The 22,276-nt window shown below is 44.3% G+C and carries 15 protein-coding genes; 6 read left to right on the plus strand and 9 right to left on the minus strand.

What is annotated here, in order from left to right:
- The first annotated feature begins 18 nt into the window (after positions 1 to 18).
- Positions 19 to 1,809: a response regulator gene (locus WHS63_RS07410; protein ID WP_445204550.1), complete on the plus strand. Its 1,791-nt coding sequence runs from the start codon at positions 19 to 21 to the stop codon at positions 1,807 to 1,809.
- Here WHS63_RS07410 and WHS63_RS07415 read toward each other — a convergent pair.
- On the minus strand, positions 1,806 to 4,106 hold the full coding sequence (locus WHS63_RS07415; RefSeq protein WP_445204551.1) for a patatin-like phospholipase family protein: 2,301 nt from the start codon (positions 4,104 to 4,106) through the stop codon (positions 1,806 to 1,808). The two genes, WHS63_RS07410 and WHS63_RS07415, sit on opposite strands and share 4 nt — an antisense overlap.
- A gap of 169 nt (positions 4,107 to 4,275) precedes the next feature.
- Between WHS63_RS07415 and glmM the strand changes: the two genes are divergently transcribed.
- Positions 4,276 to 5,655 carry a phosphoglucosamine mutase gene (gene glmM / locus WHS63_RS07420; RefSeq protein ID WP_445204552.1) on the plus strand — a complete coding sequence of 460 codons (1,380 nt, stop codon included), beginning with the start codon at positions 4,276 to 4,278 and terminating at the stop codon, positions 5,653 to 5,655.
- Positions 5,656 to 5,715: 60 nt separating this feature from the next.
- Here the strand turns inward: glmM and WHS63_RS07425 are convergent, their stop codons facing one another.
- Entirely contained in the window at positions 5,716 to 6,153 is a 438-nt protein-coding gene (locus WHS63_RS07425; RefSeq protein WP_445204553.1) for a single-stranded DNA-binding protein, read from the minus strand.
- 65 nt (positions 6,154 to 6,218) lie between these two features.
- Entirely contained in the window at positions 6,219 to 7,295 is a 1,077-nt protein-coding gene (gene mutY, locus WHS63_RS07430; RefSeq protein WP_445204554.1) for an A/G-specific adenine glycosylase, read from the minus strand.
- Positions 7,296 to 7,430: 135 nt separating this feature from the next.
- On the opposite strand from mutY, the gene WHS63_RS07435 reads away from it, so the two are divergent.
- The 4 genes from WHS63_RS07435 to WHS63_RS07450 all read left to right on the plus strand — a co-directional run bounded on the left by WHS63_RS07435 (position 7,431) and on the right by WHS63_RS07450 (position 11,102).
- Complete coding sequence (locus tag WHS63_RS07435) at positions 7,431 to 7,718, plus strand: HU family DNA-binding protein (RefSeq protein WP_369489174.1); 288 nt, start codon at positions 7,431 to 7,433, stop codon at positions 7,716 to 7,718.
- Between the two features lie 223 nt (positions 7,719 to 7,941).
- Entirely contained in the window at positions 7,942 to 9,492 is a 1,551-nt protein-coding gene (locus WHS63_RS07440) for an Rne/Rng family ribonuclease (protein WP_445204555.1), read from the plus strand.
- Between the two features lie 355 nt (positions 9,493 to 9,847).
- The gene (locus WHS63_RS07445; protein ID WP_445204556.1) at positions 9,848 to 10,408 is read left to right on the plus strand and encodes a hypothetical protein; all 561 of its coding nucleotides are present in this window, start codon (positions 9,848 to 9,850) and stop codon (positions 10,406 to 10,408) included.
- A gap of 154 nt (positions 10,409 to 10,562) precedes the next feature.
- Positions 10,563 to 11,102, plus strand: a complete 540-nt coding sequence (locus WHS63_RS07450; protein WP_445204557.1) for a hypothetical protein — start codon at positions 10,563 to 10,565, stop codon at positions 11,100 to 11,102.
- 22 nt (positions 11,103 to 11,124) lie between these two features.
- Here WHS63_RS07450 and WHS63_RS07455 read toward each other — a convergent pair whose 3' ends face one another.
- The 6 genes from WHS63_RS07455 to WHS63_RS07480 all read right to left on the minus strand — a co-directional run.
- A complete protein-coding gene (locus WHS63_RS07455; RefSeq protein WP_445204558.1) occupies positions 11,125 to 13,380 on the minus strand; it encodes a beta-N-acetylhexosaminidase in 2,256 nt (751 codons plus the stop codon).
- 12 nt (positions 13,381 to 13,392) lie between these two features.
- A complete protein-coding gene (locus tag WHS63_RS07460) occupies positions 13,393 to 16,341 on the minus strand; it encodes a GH92 family glycosyl hydrolase (RefSeq protein ID WP_445204559.1) in 2,949 nt (982 codons plus the stop codon).
- A 30-nt stretch (positions 16,342 to 16,371) separates the two neighbouring features.
- Positions 16,372 to 18,681, minus strand: a complete 2,310-nt coding sequence (locus WHS63_RS07465) for a beta-mannosidase (protein WP_445204560.1) — start codon at positions 18,679 to 18,681, stop codon at positions 16,372 to 16,374.
- Positions 18,682 to 18,960: 279 nt separating this feature from the next.
- The gene (locus tag WHS63_RS07470) at positions 18,961 to 20,070 is read right to left on the minus strand and encodes an ROK family protein (RefSeq protein ID WP_445204561.1); all 1,110 of its coding nucleotides are present in this window, start codon (positions 20,068 to 20,070) and stop codon (positions 18,961 to 18,963) included.
- On the minus strand, positions 20,070 to 21,215 hold the full coding sequence (locus WHS63_RS07475) for an MFS transporter (RefSeq protein ID WP_445204562.1): 1,146 nt from the start codon (positions 21,213 to 21,215) through the stop codon (positions 20,070 to 20,072). The genes WHS63_RS07470 and WHS63_RS07475 overlap by 1 nt, the downstream gene beginning before the upstream one ends.
- Before the next feature lie 24 nt (positions 21,216 to 21,239).
- Positions 21,240 to 22,276, minus strand: a 1,037-nt coding sequence (locus WHS63_RS07480; RefSeq protein ID WP_445204563.1) for a LacI family DNA-binding transcriptional regulator, incomplete at its 5' end; no start/stop codon positions are given.

Genomic DNA, 22,276 nt, shown 5'->3' on the forward strand with positions numbered 1-22,276 from the left:
AACTGAAAATCATTTCAGATGAAAATAGCCAATAAACTCATAGAGGTTTTGTCGTTTGGTGTTGATACAAACAAATCAAAAGATTTTGCCGATAAGATTACTCAGCTAAACCTTATTGCTATTCCTTCACTGCTCATTTTCATAATCCTAGCCATTACCTCACTTAAAGCATCTTTACCTGTTGCAATAATTAATTTTTCTACTTTTATAGTAGCTCTGGTTTTACTTTTAATGCTTTTTCGTTCAAACCGCTTTAGCAGTATTGGTCTTGTCATTTCCTACATTTTTGCTATAGGCATACTGGTAAATATACTTCTGGGTTCAAACAACCTTTTACTGTTAGCAGTTACAATGCTGTTACCTCTAATATTTTTCAGCTCTACCCCATTCAATAAAGCATCGGTGACACTTGTTGCTTTTGCAGTACTACTCCCTATTGTTCTATTTACCCTCCCTGTTGTTGGATTACCCGCCGAAAATATTTTTTATGTAAACCGATATTTCATTAGCATTGGATTTATTGTTTACCTAACCTCTGTGTCGCTGCTATGGTTCATTAGAACTAAACAGCTGCAAGAGTTAGAAATAAAAAGCATTGAACTTAAAAATGACATTAAAAAACGAACCGAGAACCTTGCCAAGCTTTCGCACGACATAAGAACACCATTAAATAACATTGTCATAATCTCAAACATACTTTCAAACCAGATCCAGGAAGAGAAGCTCAAGGATATGATTGACACCATTCAGGCTTCGTCAAATAACCTTATGAGTACTCTGAACAGTATGATTGATCTCTCCATAAGCGAGATGCCAAAAGACTCCGATGTACTTGTGCCATTTGACCTTCAAAATACGCTTAACAACACATTCCGCCTCTTTTCAACCCAATCGGGCACTGTTAGTTTTTCCTTTAAGTACGATGAGCGTCTTCCGAAAAACCTACTAGGCGACCCCGTTAAGCTAAAGCAGATCTTCCTAAACATTGTGGAGAGTATCATTAAAAACAAAAGCAGCCAAAAGGTAATACTTGACATTAAGATCAATAAAATGCAGGAAGCTGGCGATGGGGTTGACATCTATACCGAAATCAAAACAAACACCCCCTTACTCCTGCACCATGCCGATGGAGTATCGTCAACTACCCTAACCGATGGCTCAACCGCCCTGAGCAACCAGGTGTTTATTGAGATGCTCGACCTAAAAATTGCAGCCAAGCTTATACGCGAAAATGGTGGTAAGCTAAATGTTAAGCTAACGTCGCAGGACTCACAAATAAACTTCAACATCAGGCTGCTTAAAGTTCCCACATCGCTTAAAGAAGAAATCCAGCAAGCCGAGGGCAAGGAAAAAGGTATCGATGAAATTGTACCCGAAACTCCTGAAGTTAGCAAGGTTGAGAAGTTACCCACAACAGATGTTAGATTAGAAAATGCCAATGTTTTGCTGGTGGAGGACAACCTGATTAACCAGAAGATTGTATTACTCAGCCTTAAAAAGCTGGTTAAAAACATTGATGTAGCTGTAAACGGGAAAGAGGCATTAGATAAATTTGGAACCAGCAAGTACGATATTATTCTGATGGATGTTCAAATGCCAATCATGAATGGCTACACGGCAGCTAAAAAGATTCGGGAGATTGAGGCAAGCACAAACTCTCACACCCCAATTATTGCCATAACTGCTAATGCACTCATGGGCGACAGGGAAGAATGTTTAGCCGCCGGAATGGACGATTACATCAGCAAGCCTTTCCAGATTGAGGTGCTTATCCAGAAAATGCGCAACCTACTCGAGGCAAATCGTTAGTTATCGAAAACCCTTGGGTTAAACAACGAGTATCCAAACGACAAATTCAAAAAGAACTGTTTACCCACATTCTTAGGGTAATGCGATATTGATATTGAAACTGGGCCTACCGGAGAACTATAAATTACTGAGGCCGACATCAGATACTCCCTGCTTTTAAAGGCATCGCCGTAGTAGGCTAAACCATCGCTATTAGCTAAAATGGCTCTGTATGGCTGATAAACAAAAGCATCGATTCGGAAACTCACATTGCTGCCAAAATCAACAACCGGCGATAAACCAATAGCAACATACTTGCTTGAGCGAAGTTCCTTTAAAAACATTATCCGCGAATGCGGGGTTGGCGAGAACTGATTCATTGACAGAATTGTAGCCCAATAATTATCGAAAAACCGTTGCGATGACCAGTAGCCGTCCAGGTAAAAGCCAAGCCAGAAACTCTGTCCAATTATCCTATGGTAGCTCTCATTGTGAAGGTATGCAGTGATAAACGATTGGTAATCGTCAAATTCCGATAGTTGCGTGGCAGTTGTGCCGGGTTTATGAATTTCGTGTCCGTAGTACCCCGATACCGATATAAGTTGATGTCGCCCCCGGTTAGCATACTGCTTATGGTTCAGGGTATTTTTTTCCAGCCTGATGCCCCCCTTCAAGAACCGGAAACGGGTTTTATCGGGAATATCGAATGAGAAGTAGTTTTCGGTTTGGTAATACTCATCTAATTTTTCACCACTGGTTACAAACATTGATGTGTTCCGTGCACTGGTATGGCTAAAGCGCAAAGCAACTGTGGCAAAGGTCTCATCCTGGATGGCATAGGCAGGTTTTACATCCTCGAAAAAGGGAACCGGATTACCGCTATGGTAATCGTAGCGGTTAGCCACAAAAGTTGATACCAGCGAGACAGGAATTCGCGAAGGGAAAGTTTTCATGGCCGTTAGCCTTGCGCTACTGTGAAATTTTCCAAAGTAAATATTGCCGTACAGTGTATTTGAGGTTCTGGTTAACCAGTTATGGGTAAAAGAGAAAAACCCCTCATTGCCAATATCGGATGAAAGGCTCAGGCCTAAACCCAGACTGGGGTACCTGTTAAGGGTGGCTTGCATTTTCACATCAAAAAGACCGCTATTCCTATCGTAAACAAACCGGGGTTGAAGACGAGCAAAAACCTTATCGGACATTAACCGGTAGTAGTTAACCTTAAACCTATCAAAGGTAACAATGCTGAATTTGCTCTTTAATACTCTGTCGATATACTTTTGCTGCCTGGGGTTCAATCCCAAAACGCTGATTTGTGAAATGTATAGTGGTGGAAGTTTCTCACGAAACTTTTTGCGGGCCTGAGTAAGGCTATCGAGGGGTACTCTGCGGCTTACCTTTGCCTTAATGCTATCCATTAAATTAATAGCCGATTGGTATCCTAAGCCGACAATCTCCTCAACCCGGTCAAAATCTAAAAGGTTAACATCAGGCAATCGGGTATCAATAACCATCCCGATTGAATCGGGAATATCATAGTTGGTCATACCTACAATCATTGCCTCGAGCTGCTCAAACGGATCGTCGTCCGAGGGGCTCTTAGAGTTGTTTGCCACCTTGCTGCCAATAATGAAATCGGGCGAAAACTCCTTTAAGGCCTCAGGCCACATGAAGTTGTTATAGATTCCACCATCGAAAAGTAGTAAACTATCAACGAAAATTGGCTTAAAGTAGAGCGGAAAAGTCATTGAAGTTCTAATACTTCTCCCTAAGTCGCCATTACGGAAGTAAACAATGTTTTTGCCAACCACATCGGAGGCGTTGCACCTAAAGGGCACAAAAAGGTTATTAAAGTCGCCCCCTGAAACGGCTGTGCCCTGAGCAAAAAGTTCATCAAAGGCAATATCCATCCCAACGGTGGGTATAAAACTCGATGCAACCTTAGGCTTGATACCCTTGGACGTGAGCATAAGCCCAACACTAAGATTTTCGGCATCGGTTAACGAGAAATCGTTAATGTTATACTTGAGCGATTCACCTATTATACCCTTGCTCCAGTTGTAAAAGTCGCGTGTTTTAAACTTTTCAACCATCTCATCGGGGGAGTAGCCCATGGCATAGAGTCCGCCAATTATGGCTCCCATCGAGGTACCCGAAACGTTATCGATTGGAATTCCGTTTTCCTCCAGAGCTTTAATAACTCCAATGTGGGCTAACCCCTTTGCTCCACCACCGCTTAAAACTAAGCTCACCTTTTGGGAAAAAAGCCCATTTGAAAAAAGAAGAATTAACAGGGTAATTACATTTAAACGTTTCATGGCTAACCCAATATGCTATTCCCAAAATTAATTGTTTTTTACCGCTCTTCAAAGCTAAGCAGAACAAATCTGACCAGGCATAACACATTTTAGCAACCCATAAATATGGTTAGATGAAATCCCTGCAAACAACTATTTTTCTAACTTTGCGCTACAAAATCAAACCAAAATGACTCTCATTAAATCGATATCGGGAATACGCGGAACTATAGGTGGTGGAATTGGCGAAAACCTCACCCCAATTGATATAGTTAGGTTTACATCGGCGTATGCCGAGTGGCTAAAACAACGTAATAATGGTAAACGTTGTAGGGTTGCAGTAGGTCGCGATGCGCGCATTTCAGGCGAGATGGTTAACAATCTGGTGATTGGAACACTCATGGGATGTGGAGTTGATGTTCTTAACCTTGGACTTGCCACCACACCCACAGTTGAAATGGCGGTAATACATGAAAAAACCGATGGGGGAATTATTCTAACTGCAAGCCACAATCCCCGTCAGTGGAACGCCCTCAAGCTACTGAACGAGAAAGGCGAATTCCTATCGGACACCGATGGCCGAAAAGTCCTTGAAATTGCCGATAGCGAAAGCTTTTCGTTTGCCGATATCGACAACCTTGGCATAACCGACGAAGAGTACTCCTTTATAGACGAACACATTAAGCATATTATCAACCTAAAATATGTTGATACTGATGCTATTGGTAAAGCAAACTTTAGGGTTGCAATTGACTGTGTCAACTCCGTTGGCGGAATAGCGCTACCGCGACTACTAAAAGCCTTAGGTGTAAATGATATCATTGAACTTTATACCGACCCCACTGGCGATTTTCCGCACAACCCCGAACCCCTACCCGAACATTTAACTGATATATCAAAAGTAATAAAGGAACGCAGCGCCGACGTGGGCTTTGTGGTTGACCCCGATGTGGACAGGCTTGCCATTATTAACGAAGATGGCACTATGTTTGGCGAGGAGTACACCCTGGTTGCTTGTGCCGATTATGTACTGAGCCAAAACCCCGGCAACACCGTGTCGAACCTGTCGAGCACTGCAGCCCTGCGCGATATTACCCTTAAATACGGCAAGGAATACTTTGCCTCCGCAGTGGGCGAGGTAAACGTGGTTACCAGGATGAAAGAGGTAAACGCTGTTATTGGTGGCGAGGGTAATGGTGGGGTTATACTCCCTGAGCTGCACTACGGTCGCGATGCCCTTGTGGGTATTGCTTTATTCCTCACCCTACTTGCAAAAAGTGGCAAAAAGTGTTCGGAGATTCGACAGCAATACCCAAACTACTTCATCTCAAAAAACAAGTTGGAGCTCAAGCAGGGGTTAAATCCCGATGCGGTTCTTGAACGTCTCATGTCTAAATTTACGAACGAGCAAATCAACACCATCGACGGTTTGCGTATCGACTTTGCGGAGGGTTGGGTACACATGCGCAAATCGAACACTGAGCCTATTATTCGAATTTACGCCGAAGCCAAATCGCCCAGCAAGGCCAATGAGCTGGCTCAGCTAATAATTAATGAGGCGACAAAATAGATTACCTTCAACCTTGGTTAAAAACAAAGAACTCCGGCGGTGCCGGAGTTCACTTTTATACTAGAAAGGTAAATCATCGTCGGGTTGAGGTGGTGCGATTTCGTTATCGCTTGCCACAGCGTTCTCGTTCTTTTCCTCAGTGTAGGTTGGTGCCTTTTCACCTTGACTTGTATTTGGCCCAAGGAAACGGAAATTATCGCAGAGAATCTCAGTTGTATAACGCTTATTACCATCCTTATCCTCGTATGAGGAACTGCGGATACGTCCTTCCACATACAAAAGCTTTCCGGCTTTAACATACTTTTCAGCAATGTCGGCTAAGCCACGCCATACAACAATGTTGTGCCACTCGGTTTGGGTTACCTTTTTACCCGATTTATCGGTGTAGGTTTCATTGGTTGCCAATGAGAAACGGGCAACGGTTGCTCCACCTTCAAGGTGACGAACCTCAGGGTCTTTGCCTACGTTTCCTACCAGGATTACTTTGTTTACTGACATCGTTACTAATTTTTGGTTAGGGTTTATAACTTACCCAATTTAAGTAAAAAAACGCACCTATGCAATTATTTTTTTGTTGAAAAATATTTTAGTGCAGGTTCAGCAGCCATGTATGCATCAATCACTCGTGGTAAAGAGTAATTGTTGACGTTGTCAATTGGAACCCTTACGTACTCATTAGCAATCACGTAGTTAGGTTTATCAATCTCAAGTATTAAAAAGGTTGCCCAGATAGTCCTATGGCTCAATATATGACGGACGGGCTGCGAGATATTCAACACTTTCACCTTGGAACCCGACAGGAAGCTTAGACTATTCAACATTTCAATTAACTCATCGGGTTTCAGTGCTGCCGAAGTTTCGTGCATTGGGAACTCGTACAACGAGTGCCAAATATCCTTTTGCTCGCGCCTTTTTATATAGGTATACCCTTTGTGCTTTACCATGAAGTAGTAAAAAAAACGGTCAGTAGGCGGTTTCTTTTTACCCTTTACTGGTAGTGCAGCAATCAGGTTATTCTGGAATGCATAGCAGTAGTCGGCAAAGGGGCATTCTGGGCAACGTGGCGATTTTGGCGTACACTGCAGCGCTCCAAAGTCAATCAAAGCCTGGTTAAACCGCCCAGGTTCAGTTCGGGAGATGAGTTCATTTGCCAATGCAAAAAACTCCTTTTTGCCGCTTGTGGAATCGATTGGTGTAAATATTCCAAAAATACGCGATAGAATTCGGTAAACATTTCCATCAACCGCAGGCACAGCCTCATCAAAGGCAAACGATGCAACAGCCGCAGCTGAGTAAGCACCTAACCCTTTAATCCTTAAAAGTTCCCTATAGCTTGTGGGCAAACTCCCATTGTACTGTTCCACAACCTGAATTGCACCTGCTTTAAGGTTACGTGCACGCGTGTAGTAGCCAAGGCCCTGCCAAACCTTCATTACATCATCAATATTTGCATCGGCAAGCGACTGAATGGTTGGGAAACGCTCAATAAAGCGGTAGTAATACGAGATACCTTGTACAACCCTGGTTTGCTGGAGTATTACCTCCGACACCCAAATATAGTAGGGGTTGGAAGTGTTACGCCACGGCAAATCGCGCGCATTTGCCTTATACCACTTCAAAAGTATTGAGCTAAAATCCATACTATCAAATCAAAAGAAAAAAAATCTTGTCAAAAATAACCTTAACCATTTTATTTATCGATACAAAACATGTATATTTGCAATCCAAATTTGAAAGTAATTGTCTAATTCATTGATAACTAAAGATTTTCAAAAATGACAAAGGCTGATATCGTAAACGAGATTTCCAAGAGTACTGGAATCGAGAAAGTAGCAGTTCAGAAAACCGTTGAGGCTTTCATGGAAGCCGTAAAGGATTCCTTGGTGAAGGAAAAGAATGTTTACCTGCGTGGCTTCGGCAGCTTTATCGTTAAAAAGCGTGCTAAAAAAACCGCTCGTAACATCTCAAAGAACACCACCATCATTATTCCTGAGCACTTCATTCCTGCTTTTAAACCTTCAAAGTCGTTTGTAAACAAGGTTAAGAACCACGTAAAGAAATAGTTTAGTACTAACAATCAAAATTTACCACAATGCCAAGCGGAAAGAAGAGAAAAAGACACAAAATGGCAACCCATAAGCGTAAAAAACGTTTACGTAAGAATCGCCATAAAAAGAAAAATAGATAACCATTTACTAATCAGCATGGTGACATAAGCAACCTAAAGTGCCTCAAGGTGCTTTAGGTTGCATTGTTTAATCGCTAACCACAAAATACACGTAAAAAGTGAATACCGAGTTAATCATCGATGTTCGTGAAACTGAAGTTGCGATTGCCCTGCTCGAAAACAAGCAGCTGGTGGAGCTCAACAAGGAGCGGAGCAACGTTCAGTTCTCGGTTGGCGACATCTATCTCGGTAAAGTAAAAAAAATTATGCCCGGGTTAAATGCAGCCTTTGTAGATGTGGGCTACGAAAAGGACGCATTCCTTCACTACCTCGACCTTGGGCCACAGTTTAAAACACTCCAGAAGTACGTTCAGGATCACTACTCGCGTAAAAACAAAACCATTCCCATCTCAAAGTACGGGATGTTGCCCGACATTGACAAGAGTGGGAAAATAACCGATGTGCTCAGCACCGGACAGCCGGTAATGGTGCAAATTGCCAAGGAGCCCATTTCAACCAAAGGGCCAAGGCTCACTTCTGAAATATCAATTGCCGGCCGGAATATCGTTCTTGTACCCTTTAACGATAAGGTTTCAATCTCACAAAAAATTACTTCCCCCGAGGAGCGCAAGCGACTAAAAAGGCTAATGGAAAGTATTATTCCAAAGAATTTTGGGGTTATTGTCCGTACCGCCGCCGAGGGCAAAAAGGTTGCAGTTCTCGATGCAGAGCTGCGCAGCTTAATTAAAAGGTGGGAAATCACCGTTGAAAAACTTAAGAATCCGGGTTATCCGGTACTGCTTACCAGCGAAATTAAACGAACATCGGCTATCCTGAGGGATATGCTTAACGGGTCGTTCAACAGCATTCATGTGAACGACGAGAACGTTTACGAAGAAATACGCGAGTACATTGAGAGCATTGCACCCGAAAAAGAAAAAATTGTAAAGCTTTACAACGGGAATGTGCCCATATTTGACCAGTTTGGTGTTGAAAAGCAAATTAAATCGCTATTTGGCCGGACGGTTTCAATTAAAAGCGGGGCATACCTAATTGTTGAGCATACTGAAGCGCTTCATGTGATTGATGTGAACAGCGGTAACCGCTCCAAATCGTCGAACGACCAGGAAACCAATGCCCTTGAGGTTAACCTGGCTGCTACCGATGAGATTGCTCGTCAACTCAGGCTTCGCGATATGGGCGGTATAATTGTTGTCGATTTCATCGACATGCATAGCAACGAGAACAAGCAGATGGTGTACGAGCGCATGAAGGAGCTCATGAGCCGCGACCGTGCCAAGCACAATATTCTGCCGCTAACAAAGTTCGGGCTTATGCAAATCACCCGCCAACGGGTTCGGCCCGAAATGCACATTGACACCAGCGAGAAATGTCCTACTTGTAACGGAAGCGGAAAGGTTACCGCCACAATCCTGCTCGATGAGCAAATTGAGAACCAGCTATCGCTAATATGCGCAAGCAAAAAGTACCGCTCCGTTACCATTAAGCTACACCCTTACATTGCTGCCTACATCAAAAAGGGATTTCTTTCTAAGCGATTTAAGTGGGCTTTAAGGTATAAATGCGCCATTAACCTATTACCCATGTCGTCGTACCATTTTCTGGAGTACCATTTTTTTGATAAGCACGATAACGAGATAGAACTTTAGCCAACCAAGTGGGGTGTCAAGGCATGACACCCCTTTTTTTATTTTAAAAACCACAACTATCCAACTAAAGTTTATAAGAATTAGTAAAATCCTTACTTAACATATCCTCAGTGAGAAAGGAAATTTTAGGGTTGTTTTTAAACAACACTTCATCGCCTATGGCGAAACGTAATCCTATTACCACGAAGCAGTTAAACTGTTGTAAAAGTATAGAAAAGAGGGTACTTAAATTTCCTCGTGGAGGATAAAGATTTTTTTGTCAGACAGTAGTGAATAAAAAACATTAAACATTTTTGTAACTTTGTTAAACATATTATTTAAAAAACTATTTTTTAACTAACTAATAATTAACATAATGAAGAAAGCATTAATGGTATTCATTCCACTCATGGCAATGTTTAAGATGGGTGATGCGCAGAACTTATCATTTGGGGCTGAATTAAGCTCAAATTTTCAATTAGAATCAATATTACCAGAAGTTGGATTAAAACTAAATATACCGTTAAGTAAGCACAGCCAGTTTGAAACCGGTTTATTTTACCAAATCAGGAAAAACGATGGCGCATTTAGTATTAACAACGATATTTACATTTTTGATGTAAATGAAAGGTACCTAGTTGTACCATTAATGTATAAATTCTCAAGCCAGATCATAAACCTATCATTTGGAATTAATTACAACTATTATGTAGGATGGGGTGTTGCTTCAGTTAGCGATGAAAATGTACAAATCAACAACTACAACAGAGAAGATACTTACCTTTTTGGCGTTCAGGGCGCACTATCAAAATCGTTAAGACTGAACAACCAATTTTCAATAGAACCTATGATTAAAGTCTCTGTAATGGTTTACCCATATAGCGATGTACTTGCAGGATTTGGTTTTGCTTTGGTTTACAACAAGACAGCCCAATAATAAAACTTGTGGAATACTTGGATTAAAAGCGGGGTGTCAGTAAAATACTGACACCCTTTTTTTATCCCATTTTTTAAACTATTTGTCAAAAAATGAGTTGTAAGTATTAATAAATTATTTGTAAATTTAAGGGTACGAACTAAAATTCAAAACTATGAAAAGAATATCATACATTTTATTGCTTAGCATGTTAGCATTTGGAATGGCTGCATGCGAAGACGATGAGAGCGGCGACTACGACAACTCCGTTACCATAAGCGGAAGCGTTACCATTGATGGCAAAACCTACTCCAGCCCAACATTTAACATGGGGACATCCATGGAGGTAGAAGGTTATACATACCGAACAAATAATCCTACTGCGCAAATCTACTACACAACCATTTACCCAAAAACTGAGATGGTTGATGCTGGTAACGGGTTAATGGCGCACTACTATTTTGTGCTTGAGGATGACCAACCCGGTACTGCGAGTTTTACTGGTATGATCATGTTCTATAAAAACAACAACATTGTTTTTGGGCTTGAGTCGCAGGATGTTGATGTAACAATTGACAAGATTGATCCCATTGGCGGTTTTATTGAGGCTACCTATAGCGGAACGTTCACCAGCGTAGGAGAAAATCCTAAAACATTTACAGTAACCGGGAAAATCAAGGCCAAAAGAGTAGCTGAGCCCACAGTCAAAAAGTAAAAACCGGCAAATGCCGGTTTTTTTATTCTACCACTATCTCATCGGCAAAAAGCCATGTTGGCGAACCCGATGCCGGATGCCACTCAGGGCATGGGCCAGGATTATGTGCTACAAAACGCACGTAACGCCCCATGATATTATTTACTACAAAAGTATTAAACCTATAAACCAGCACAGGTTGACGTTTTATGCTTTCAGGACAATCCATTTGAGCAATTTGATCAAAGGATATACTATCCGCTGAAACGAAAACATCTACCCGGTTTGGCAGGAATATCCATGAGGGAATGTTTTGTAAAAAACCTACTGAAAAATTTTTTATCGGTTGATTTGCACCAAGGTCAATGGTAGCTAACATATCGTGTCCCTGAACGGCTTGCCAAATGCCATCGTTATACTTGGGTGTTCCCAACCGGCCATCAACAAGAGCCTGCATACTGCCACCCAAATACTTTTCGGCAGGAACAAAACCAAGCTCTATGGGTTTACCTAAACTTTTCGATACCGCAAATGATCGTTCAAAAACATCACCTACACGATTGCCATTGTTAAATGCAGCAGCCTTCAAGGTAGTTGACGAGGTTAACTCAATTGGTTTACGGTAGCGTGTGCTACTCTCGGTTGGTTCATCGCCATTTGTGGTGTATCGTATAGTAAGATTATCCTGCCCTTTAATGAGCTCAGCGGAAATGGACTTTTTATCATCACCTATACTTGATTTAAACTCAACTGCCGATTGCTCAAAACCGTAGGTTACACCCAATGCCTCTAATCGGTGATAATGGTTACGAACCCGGTTAAGAAATTCGTTATAGTTGCGATCCCGGGGATAAGTCCACAAAACCTCTGCAATGGCAAGCATACGTGGAAATACCTTTGAATCGACTGTTTCCTGAGGGGCATACTCAGTCCACATATTGCACTCGCCACCAAGAACCAGTGGAACCTTTGCTGAATCCACCTGCGTGGGTACGGGGTCAAAGCTGTAAACCTTTTGCAGGCTGGTAACCTCAATGGGATAATCGAAGTAGCAATGGCTTGTTGGCGACACAATAACCGGTGCGTTGGCGCTTAGGGCTTCCGTAGCCCTATCGATACCACGCCATGCCTGAACCGTAGCATTGTGCGGCCTGCCCCCCTCCAGTATCTCATCCCAGCCAATAATGGTTTTGCCTTTGCCCTCCAAAAATTTTGCTATTCGGCTAATAAAGTAACGCTGTAATTCCTCGTAGTTGCTCAACCCCTCGCTTTTTAGTCTTGCTTTACATTTTGGGCAGTTCTCCCACCGATACTTAGGCGCCTCATCGCCGCCAATGTGGATGTATGGCGAAGGGAAAAGCTCCACAACCTCAGTAAGAACGTCCTGCAAAAAGATGAAGGTAGAATCGTTCCCGGCACAGTAAATATCCTTAAAAACGCCCCAGTTGGTTTCAACCTTTAACGGTTCTCCCGTGCACGAAAGGTTGGGATAGGCCGCCAAAGCGGCTACTGAATGCCCGGGCATTTCAATTTCTGGAACAACCATCACATGGCGTTTTGCGGCGTATGAAACCACCTCGCGAATATCGTCCTGGGTGTAGAAACCCCCGTAAACCGTTCCATCGGCATTGGTTCGCCAAGCACCAATCTCGGTTAACCTTGGATACTTCTTTATCTCAATTCGCCAACCTTGGTCTTCGGTGAGATGCCAGTGCAGAACGTTCATTTTATGGTATGCCAACAGGTCGATGTAACGCTTCACAAAATCCTTAGTCATAAAATGACGACAACAGTCAAGATTAAGCCCCCGCCAAGGGAAACGCGGTTTATCAATAACACTAAGACAAGGTACTGTTACCGATTTTTGCCTAAAATCGTTTTTCTCGAAATTGGCAGGCATCAACTGCCTGAGGGTTTGTATGGCATAGAAAAAGCCAGCAGACTCATTTGCTTTAATTACGATATGTTTGGGCCCAATGCTTAACATGTATCCCTCAGCACCTAAACTATCGGAGCAACCGGTTCTAGTAAAAACGATGCTATTCGTGGAATCGACTCCCACTTCAGCATTAAAAGCACAGCCTACACCTTTCTGGTTCAGCAGCTCAACAAGGTAAATTGCATTATTAAGAGCAATGCTATCGGCGCTATCGGCTCTTACTAAAGTTTTGCTGTTAATGGTAAAATCGCCATCAGCCTGTTTAATAGTTACTGGCTTTGGTATAATGTTAACATCGCTATTCCTGCTGCACGACAGGAGCGCTGTAAGCGCTAGGGCTAACATCAACAATTTGCGCATGTTAATAGCCTTTTACTTTATGGAAATTTCATCGATAAAAAGCCACGAGGGTTCGCCGGCACTCTCGTGCCACGAAGGCAGAGGGCCAAATGCCTTTGCAAACACTTTTACAAATCGGGCTTTTGTTTCAACATTAACTGTAAAGTCCTTAATGGTAGGTTCCATCTGGTTTTCAGGTATATCGCTTTTTACAGCCCCAACCACAACATAGTTTTGCCCATCGGTCGATACGGAAAAACTTACCTCGCGCGGCATCATTATCCAAGGACTTGCATCCTGAAGAAAACCTGCAGAAAGTTGCTTTACTGGCTTTACCTCACCCAAATCAACAATGGCCTCAAAATCCTGCCCCTGATAGCCTTGCCACCCGCCAATCCTAAAGTTCTTGCTTCCTCTCACCCCATCAACCAAGCCCAAATCGCCACCGGCCGTATAGAGTGAGCTGTATTTTGATTTGAGCTGAACATTGGCAATGCTGTTTACCTTTCTGTATACCCCTTCCAGAATGGCACTTGTTTGCCCATTGGGCAAAATAGCAAAGGTGCGAATCTTTTGGCTTTCAGTAAGGTTTACCTTATTGCCCTGAATCCAATTGGTTTGAGGCAGGGGTTTATCCACCGGCTCAACAACGTAGAAAATTTGAGCATCGGGCTGAACCGAAACTATGGAAACTGTTAAGGTATCGGTAAATACATCAGATGCTGCAACCAAAAATGGCGCAATTGTTATTGGATTGTCATTAATTGATGTGCTGGGCAGATCAGCAGGCTGAGTACCCCAGGTATCGCTTGGTGTACTGGCCATAGTTAAAACCAGTTCGCCACCAGCCATTATCTCGGCGTGGTCAATCCAACTTCTTGTAATGGGATTCCCGTTAAGAGTAGCTTTTTGAATGTAGATGTTTTGGTTGTTAAGATTTTCGGCTATCACCGTAAATTTTTTACCATTCTCAAGATTAATTGTGATTTTTGGGAATAGTGGTGAACCAATTGCATACTGGGTTGAACCGGGGCAGAGCGGATAAAAACCCATGGCGCTCATGATGTACCAAGCGCTCATCTGACCGCAATCCTCGTTGCCGCAGATACCATCGGGCTTGTGGCTATACATCTCCTTCATAATCCGTTTAACAAGCTGTTGTGTTTTCCAGGGTTTACCCACATAGTTGTACAGGTATGCCATATGGTGGCTTGGCTCATTACCATGGGCGTATTGTCCTATTAACCCTGTTATATCAACCTGATTTCGGCCGGCAAGCTGCGAGGGCGCATTAAAGAGCTCATCGAGTTTTGCTTCGAACTTATCCATTCCCCCATGCAGATTTATCAAACCCGTAACATCTTGTGGCACATAGAAGCTGTACTGCCAGCTGTTAGCCTCAGTGAAATGCTGGTCAACCTCGGCAGGGTTGAATTTCTGCTTAAAACCTCCGTTCAGGCGTGGCCGCATTAAACGGGTATCGGGATCGTATAGGTTTTTGTACGATTGCGCCCTTTTGATAAATGTGTTGTAATCATCATACTTCCCCAAACCTTTTGCCATTTGGGCAATGCACCAATCGTCGTAAGCGTACTCAAGTGTTTTCGATACCGACTCGTGCTCCATATCGCCAGGAATAAAACCATAACGTTTATAAGACTGCAATCCAAAGTGATTAAGATTTGCGCTGTGCTTCATGGCCTGTAAGGCATACTCGGCATCAAAACCACGTATACCCTTAATCCATGCATCGGTAATTACCGAGACAGAGTGGTAGCCTATCATACAGTCGGTTTCGTTGGCTGCAAACTCCCACACCGGAAGCCTACCACCATAGCGGAAGTGCGATAGGAACGTATTGATGTAATCGGATGTGCGTTTGGTATCAATAATGGTCATTAACGGATGCCATGCACGGTAGGTATCCCAGATGGAAAATACGGTGTAGGGTGTAAAACCATCGGCGTAACGAACATTACCATCCATGGTGCGGTACAATCCATCCACATCGGAAAAGATATTTGGAACAACCATGGCATGGTACATGGCTGTGTAAAACGTGGTTAGCTCCTCGGGAGCACCCCCGTCAACCTGAATTTTTGATAATTCCTCGTTCCACTTAATGCGGGCTGCCTCAACAACGCCATCAAAATCCCAGCCGGGAACCTCGGCCTCAAGGTTTTTGAGAGCGCCCTCCTCGCTAACAAAGGATATACCCACCTTTACCAGTAAAACTTTGTTTTTCAACCTTGGGAACTGTACCCATGCTTTCAGCTTGGTTCCATGAACCTCAACCGTGCCATCCTCGTTATTAAGGGTATTCATTTCCCCACTATCGTCGGTAAACTTGGGGCCCAATGCAAAGGGTTCCGAGAATCGGGCTACAAAGTAGATTTTTTGGTCTTTAGCCCACTGCGATGAACGGCGGTAGCCACGAAGCTCGTTTTTTCCCGTAACCTTAAACCATGCCTCCAGCACCTTATCGCGGTGTGAAAGGTCAATGACCATGGCTGGTTCGTTTGGTTTGGTATAGGTGTACCTATGAAACCCAACCCTTGCCGTTGTAGTTAGCTCAGTCTTCACCTTGTATTTATCCAGGAATACCGAGTAGTAGCCAGCCTTTGCCTGCTCATTCTTTTTGTTAAATGGCGATGAGTACTTGCTATTCTCAAAAATGGGCGATTTCCCGATAACTGGTGCAAACAGAATATCACCATAGTCCGATGCACCGGTACCGCTCAGGTGTGTGTGCGAAAATCCGTAAATAACCCTATCGGAGTAGTGGTAACCTGAGCATCCATCCCAGCCCGTTAAGCGGGTATCGGGGCTTAGCTGTACCATTCCGAAGGGAACCGTAGCCCCGGGGTAAGTGTGGCCGTGAAAATCGGTGCCAATGAAAGGGTTTACATAATAGGCAGGGCCTTTCTGCGCCCAAAGGCTTAAAGCCTGCATAAGTACCATTACTAATACCAGTGGTTTCATACTATTTAGGTTTATGATTTATTCCGATGTTTACCTTTTTATCTCTCTTATTCGTTGAACCATACCCATACCCAGAATATCCTTATGGGGCGACCTAGTGAAGTAGTAAACGCTCTCAATGCGCGTTTCATTATCGATGCTAACAGTTAATTTCAGGTAGATATCGTTGCGTACAACTAGTTCATTGGCAAGCGGCATTGTACCAACCTCAACAGCAACATTAGGTTGTAAAGTCAAGTTCCGGTTAAGTTGATTTAATTCATTCCCATTGATGTCAAAAACTCTAGCGGAAATGCTTGCCTGTATGGGCTTTATACTATCGGACACGGCTTTTACCACAACCAGTGTATCTTCTAAATGGGCACCAGCAATAACAGGTTTATAGAGATTTTGTACGTAGTGCTGAACCCGTTTCCACATCCCAGCATAATCGATACCTGACCACGATACCACAGGCCAGCAGTCGTTCAGCTGCCAGTACAGCGTACCCATGCAGTAGGGCGATGCCAACCTATGCGCCTCAATGGCGTGCGCGTAACCCTGGGCCTGAACCAATTGACTATAGTCCATCCACTCCAGCAAATCGTTGGGTTTAAGCCCCTCGCGTTCCATGTACTCGTTAATGGTTTGATAGCCTACCGGATGTTTCTGGTGGCAAAGCAGTTGCGCCGAGTCGGGCAGGTTATTCCGGTCGTTAAACATTCGTAGAGTTTCTTCCGAAGGGGCTCCCTGAAATCCATACTCACTCATAAAGCGTGGTATTCTTTGAGCGTATCGCTCAAAAGGTTCCCTACCCCACCAAACACCCCAGTAGTGGGAATCGCCATGCGTGGTGCTTTCAGCTCTTCCCCAGCCAAACATGGGCGACGATGGCCAGTAGCTTCTGGTGGAATCGTAACGCTTAACAACCTCAGGCAAAAGATGGTGGAACAGCTGAACGTAACCGTTCCATACCGAATCGGCTGCTCCAGTATATTCGCTTAGCTGCTTTTGCCAGCCCCAATTATGCCACCCCTCGTCCACCTCATTGTTGCCACACCATAACCCAAGGCTTGTGTGCTTGCGCAGTCGCTTTACCTGTTCAACAGCTTCCTCCTTTACATTGGCAAGGAAAGCAGAACTGTAAGGATACATTGAACAGGCAAACATAAAGTCGTGCCAAACCAGAATGCCCTTACGGGTGCACTCCTCCATAAAGGCATCGGGTGCATAAACGCCTCCACCCCAAACCCTCAGCATGTTAAAATTACTCTGGGCAGCAAAATCAACCTTTTGCACCCAAACCGAATCCGCAATGCTATGCACAAAGAAGTCGGGCGGGATAAGGTTTGCCCCCTTGGCAAACATCGGCAAGCCGTTTACCAAAAAGTAAAACGATTGCCCAGAACTATCGGGCTCCGATATCAACCTTACGGTTCTAATTCCCACATCATGTACTTTATCGTAAATCAACTTTCTATCTTCAAAAAATTGCACTCTAAATCGATTTAGATACTGCTCTCCCATACCGTTTGGCCACCAGAGTTTGGGGTTATCAATATAAAATCGTGCGCCTACCTCATGGCTTTTAAACTGCATGGCTGTATCAAGGTAAATCTTGTCAGTATGAACATCGGTTACTGTTAGCCTCATTGGGGCCTTGGTATCACCATCTATATCGAAATCGATAGCCATTAAGGCTTTTTGATTGCTAACAGAAATTGTTGATATTGACAGGTTTGAGACTCGCACTTTGGGAACTACCCTAAAGTAAACCGGTTTCCATATACCACAGGTAACGAATCGGGGGCCCCAGTCCCAACCAAAATGGTAAGCAGCCTTACGGACATAGGCCCATTCGCCGCCAGGCAACCTGTAACTCCCACGCCCGGCAATGCTGTCAACCATCCGAACCGCCGAACGAAAAACTACCCTTAGCTCATTTTGCCCTTTCCTAAGGAACTTTGAGCAAGGAACCACCCACCGCCTGAACATGTTATCGGCTGTAAGTACTTTTACTCCGTTCAGGTAAACATCGGCGTAGGTATCAATCCCTTCAAACACGAGCTCAACATCCATGGTCGTGCTAAAGGTTTTAGGCAAGGCAAAGATTTTGCGGTATTCCCAATCGGTACTATCAATCCAAGCCAGGTGCATATTGTTACAGCCAAGGTATGGATTGCCAATCATGCCATTGGAGTGAAGGTCGGTGTGAACTGCCCCAGGAACGGTTGCAGGCAGCCAACCATCACTGGAGTTTGTCCTCCTGAATTGCCACTGTCCATTGAGCGGAAACTCTTGCTGCGGCAAGGCAGCAAAAGCCATCACCCATAAAACCAGAACCGATATAGCCTTTTTCACCTTTTATAGTGTTTTCAGTAACCCTTATTCCCTTGTCATGCTGAGCTCGCCGAAGCATCTCTATGTCCTTTTCTTTTCAGTCCTTTGATGAGATCCCTCGACTACGCTCGGGATGACAAGTGAAGTTGTTCGTTGATAGTTGTTCGTTGATTGTAAGAGCATAAGAAACTACTTATCCCCAGCCATTTTGTGCGTTCTGTACCGCCATAGTTTAAAGTTAAACATCTCATCATTATTCTGAAAGTGAGATCATTCGCTTCACTTGGGCGACAAGAAGCATCAACGCTTTTTATCAATCATACCAAGTGCATAAGCGTAGGCCCCAACAGCCACCGCATGGCTTGTGCCAAGGCGCGATAAACCTACACCAATCCGTTTCATTGGGTCGTACTCAACCATACGATTTGAAAAGGGAACGCTTACCCGCTGCTGCTGACCCGACAGGAACCTGGCTCGCTGCACTTCATCCTCAATATCGAACGCCTTAACTTCAAGCCTATCGACCCTTGTTCCATCGGTGCGGGAAATAGTTCCGTTGAGCTGGCTGAGCATGGCAGGGGCAAAATACTTCCATGCGTTGGCAAGTCCACCGCCAATAACTACTAACGAGTCGGTCAGGGTAACTGCGTTGGCTATGGCATCGCCCACCACAACACCAAGGGTTTGAAAGGCTAATCGTGCAGCCACCATGTCGCCCTCCTGCTTACCTTCAAGTACCTCGTAGATATCCTTTGGTGTTAGCGGTTTGCCATGATTATGCTTACTGTATGAATGGTAAACGCGCTGAACTGCCCTTATACTTGCACCCTCCTCGGCAAAGCAGTCGGGGTCGATGGCGTTACGGACTAACCAAATCTCGGCGCCAGCCGAATTATCGCCAATGAATAGATTTCCATCAACCACAAGCCCTGCTCCAAATCCGGTACCCAAAGTAATACCCAGCAAATGGCGGTAGCGCTTATTGCTTCCACCCTGGGCTAGCAGTTGGTTCACAAACGGTAAAAATCCGGCAATGGCCTCGCCGTAAGCAAACAAATCGCCATCGTTATTGATAAAAACGGGTAGATGAAACCTATCCTCAAGCATGGGCCCCAAGGCTACACCACCACGAAAAGCAGGTAGGTTGCCCAAATCGCCAATTATACCATTGGGATAATCGGCCGGGCCGGGGAATGCAAAACTGATAGCTACAGGCTTTTCCGTTAAACCATTCATCAAACTGCTAAAGCCATCGATAATGCCTGAAAGGCATTTATCGAGATTATCGCCATTGCTCGGAAGCGTAATGGTTTCGCCAATACGCTCCATGCCTCTAATGGCGCTGAACACAAAGTTTGTACCGCCAGCATCGAGCGTAAGCACCACGCGATTATCGTTCCTATAGTCCATTACGATTGTGTTTTAGGTTTAACCATGGTGAGCAGCGCAATGAACGCAATACCAGCTAAGGGAACAATAAACCCAAACCTAACGCTGGTTGCATCGGCAAGCAGACCCATAAGCGGTGGAATAAAAGCGCCACCAGCAATGGCGGTTACCATAAGCCCCGATATCTCATTGGCACGCTCAGGCATGGAATCGACTGTAATTGAGAATATCAACGGGAAAATATTGGCAAAACCAAGACCTGTGATAAACACACCGGCCAGGGTTACAACCTGATTATCAACAAAAATCAACAAAAGACCTAATACCGATAGGGCAACGGTCACGCGAAAGAAACTTTGGGGTTTTACCCATGATAGTATTACTGAGCCCAAAAACCTACCGGTTAGAATGGCAATGAAGAAAAATGCATTACCCAGCAAGCCCCAGGTCTTTAAATCGATGCCGTAATGTGAGCTGAGCAAGATAGGAACTCCTGAACTCAAGCATATCTCAATACCAACGTAAACAAAAATTCCTAATACCATAAGTAGAACAAACCTGTTTGAAAGCAAGCTAAAGCAACTAGCAAGAGTAGCAGGCTCCTTGTCGGCCTTAACCTCCTGTATACGGGTTAAAGCAATAATTATAAGGGTGATTAAAAGCGATGCCACATAAATTGGGAAAAGTACCTTCCAGTCCATTCCCATCCACTTGGCAGCTGCAAAGGGAATAAGCGAACCGGAAAGCGAGCCGATAGCCTTAATGAATTGCCCAAAACTCAGGTTTCGTGAGTATTTTCCGGGCTCGGAAACATCGCGCATAATAGGATTACCGGCAACCTGCAGTATTGCGGCACCCGCACCAAGCAGCAGGATGGTTAGCAGAAAAAGTGCATAGCTACTTAGCCCAAAAAGCGGGAGAACAAGGCCAACCAACGCAATGGAAAGACCCAGCATCAAAACAAACTTTTTACCGGTTCGGTCCTGAACCAAACCCATGGGTACCGATAAAAGCCCAAACATAATAAATCCCATGAAGGCAATAAGCTGCGCCTCAAAGTTCGATAAAGCAAACTGCTCCTTGGCTAATCCCACAAAGGGACCTACTGCATCGCCAAAACCCATACACAGGAAGGCAAGCAAAATGGCAAATGTTTTACGGTTCATACGGTGCGATTTTAGTTTGATATACTATTTTGATTTTTTCTGTGATGATTGGCGAACGTTAAGCTTTACAGGAAGCCTTAGCACCTCATGGCTCGAAAAGTTTTCCCCATCCATTAGCTGGCTTAACAGCTCAAATGCCCTACTGCACATCTGGGCAACAGGTTGCTCAATGGCGGTAATTGTGGGGCTGATAAAGGCGAAGTAAGGCAAATCGTCGAAGCAAACCACTGCCATATCGCTGGGAATTTTGACATTGGTAGCAGCCAGCGAGTGCAGCACAGCGGTGGCTATGTTGTTATTTACTGCAAACAGGCAATCGGGCATAAAAGGAAGCGACTTTACGTTTAACAGTAGCTCATCCACATCGGTCTGGATGGTGTTGAACCCCACCTCGCGAACCAAGCATGGCAAATTGTGTTCCTTGAACACACCCAAAAAACCATCGATACGTTCAGCCACCGAGGAAATGTGACTTGTGGACAGTCCCAGCACGAGGGGATTTTTATACCCCTGCTCCACCAGGTGATGGGCAAGCATGGCGCCCCCTGACCAGTTATCGGCCACAACGGCGGGTAGCGTGCCGCTACCCAAATGCCTATCGATAAGCACCAGCGGTGTACCGCTGTCGTAAACAGCCTTTAACCACTCTACCTCACGCTGCGACGTTGACACCACAAGCCCATCGACCTGACGGTTGCGTAGCATGGTAATTAGCCGCTGCTCCTTTTCAACCTCCTCATCGGTGCTGCAAATGATAACGCTATACCCCTGCGCAGAGGCCAAGTCCTCGAACATGCGGGCCATTTGTGCATAAAAAGCATTTGAGATATCGGACACAATCAGCCCAACGGTTTCGGTTTTCCCGGTGCGCAGGCTACGGGCGGTTCGGTTTGGCCTATAGTTCAACTCCTTAACCGCTGCAAAAACCTTATCGCAGGTTTGTTTCGAAATACCGTACTGCTGGGCTTTCCCGTTCAGCACCAGCGATACTAAAGTCTTTGACACCCCGACATGCTGGGCAATATGGTAGAGCGTAACACGGTTTGCCATACAAAATGTTT

This window comes from Tenuifilum sp. (genome assembly GCF_037481895.1).
Classification (GTDB): Bacteria; Bacteroidota; Bacteroidia; order Bacteroidales; family Tenuifilaceae; genus Tenuifilum; species Tenuifilum osseticum.

Bases quoted from the DNA above. Each gene is read 5' to 3' on its own strand.
- WHS63_RS07410 (WP_445204550.1), top strand. From the start codon at position 19: ATGAAAATAGCCAATAAACTCATAGAGGTTTTGTCGTTTGGTGTTGAT.
- WHS63_RS07415 (WP_445204551.1), bottom strand. From the start codon at position 4,106: ATGAAACGTTTAAATGTAATTACCCTGTTAATTCTTCTTTTTTCAAAT.
- glmM (WP_445204552.1), top strand. From the start codon at position 4,276: ATGACTCTCATTAAATCGATATCGGGAATACGCGGAACTATAGGTGGT.
- WHS63_RS07425 (WP_445204553.1), bottom strand. From the start codon at position 6,153: ATGTCAGTAAACAAAGTAATCCTGGTAGGAAACGTAGGCAAAGACCCT.
- mutY (WP_445204554.1), bottom strand. From the start codon at position 7,295: ATGGATTTTAGCTCAATACTTTTGAAGTGGTATAAGGCAAATGCGCGC.
- WHS63_RS07435 (WP_369489174.1), top strand. From the start codon at position 7,431: ATGACAAAGGCTGATATCGTAAACGAGATTTCCAAGAGTACTGGAATC.
- WHS63_RS07445 (WP_445204556.1), top strand. From the start codon at position 9,848: ATGAAGAAAGCATTAATGGTATTCATTCCACTCATGGCAATGTTTAAG.
- WHS63_RS07450 (WP_445204557.1), top strand. From the start codon at position 10,563: ATGAAAAGAATATCATACATTTTATTGCTTAGCATGTTAGCATTTGGA.
- WHS63_RS07455 (WP_445204558.1), bottom strand. From the start codon at position 13,380: ATGCGCAAATTGTTGATGTTAGCCCTAGCGCTTACAGCGCTCCTGTCG.
- WHS63_RS07460 (WP_445204559.1), bottom strand. From the start codon at position 16,341: ATGAAACCACTGGTATTAGTAATGGTACTTATGCAGGCTTTAAGCCTT.
- WHS63_RS07470 (WP_445204561.1), bottom strand. From the start codon at position 20,070: ATGGACTATAGGAACGATAATCGCGTGGTGCTTACGCTCGATGCTGGC.
- WHS63_RS07475 (WP_445204562.1), bottom strand. From the start codon at position 21,215: ATGAACCGTAAAACATTTGCCATTTTGCTTGCCTTCCTGTGTATGGGT.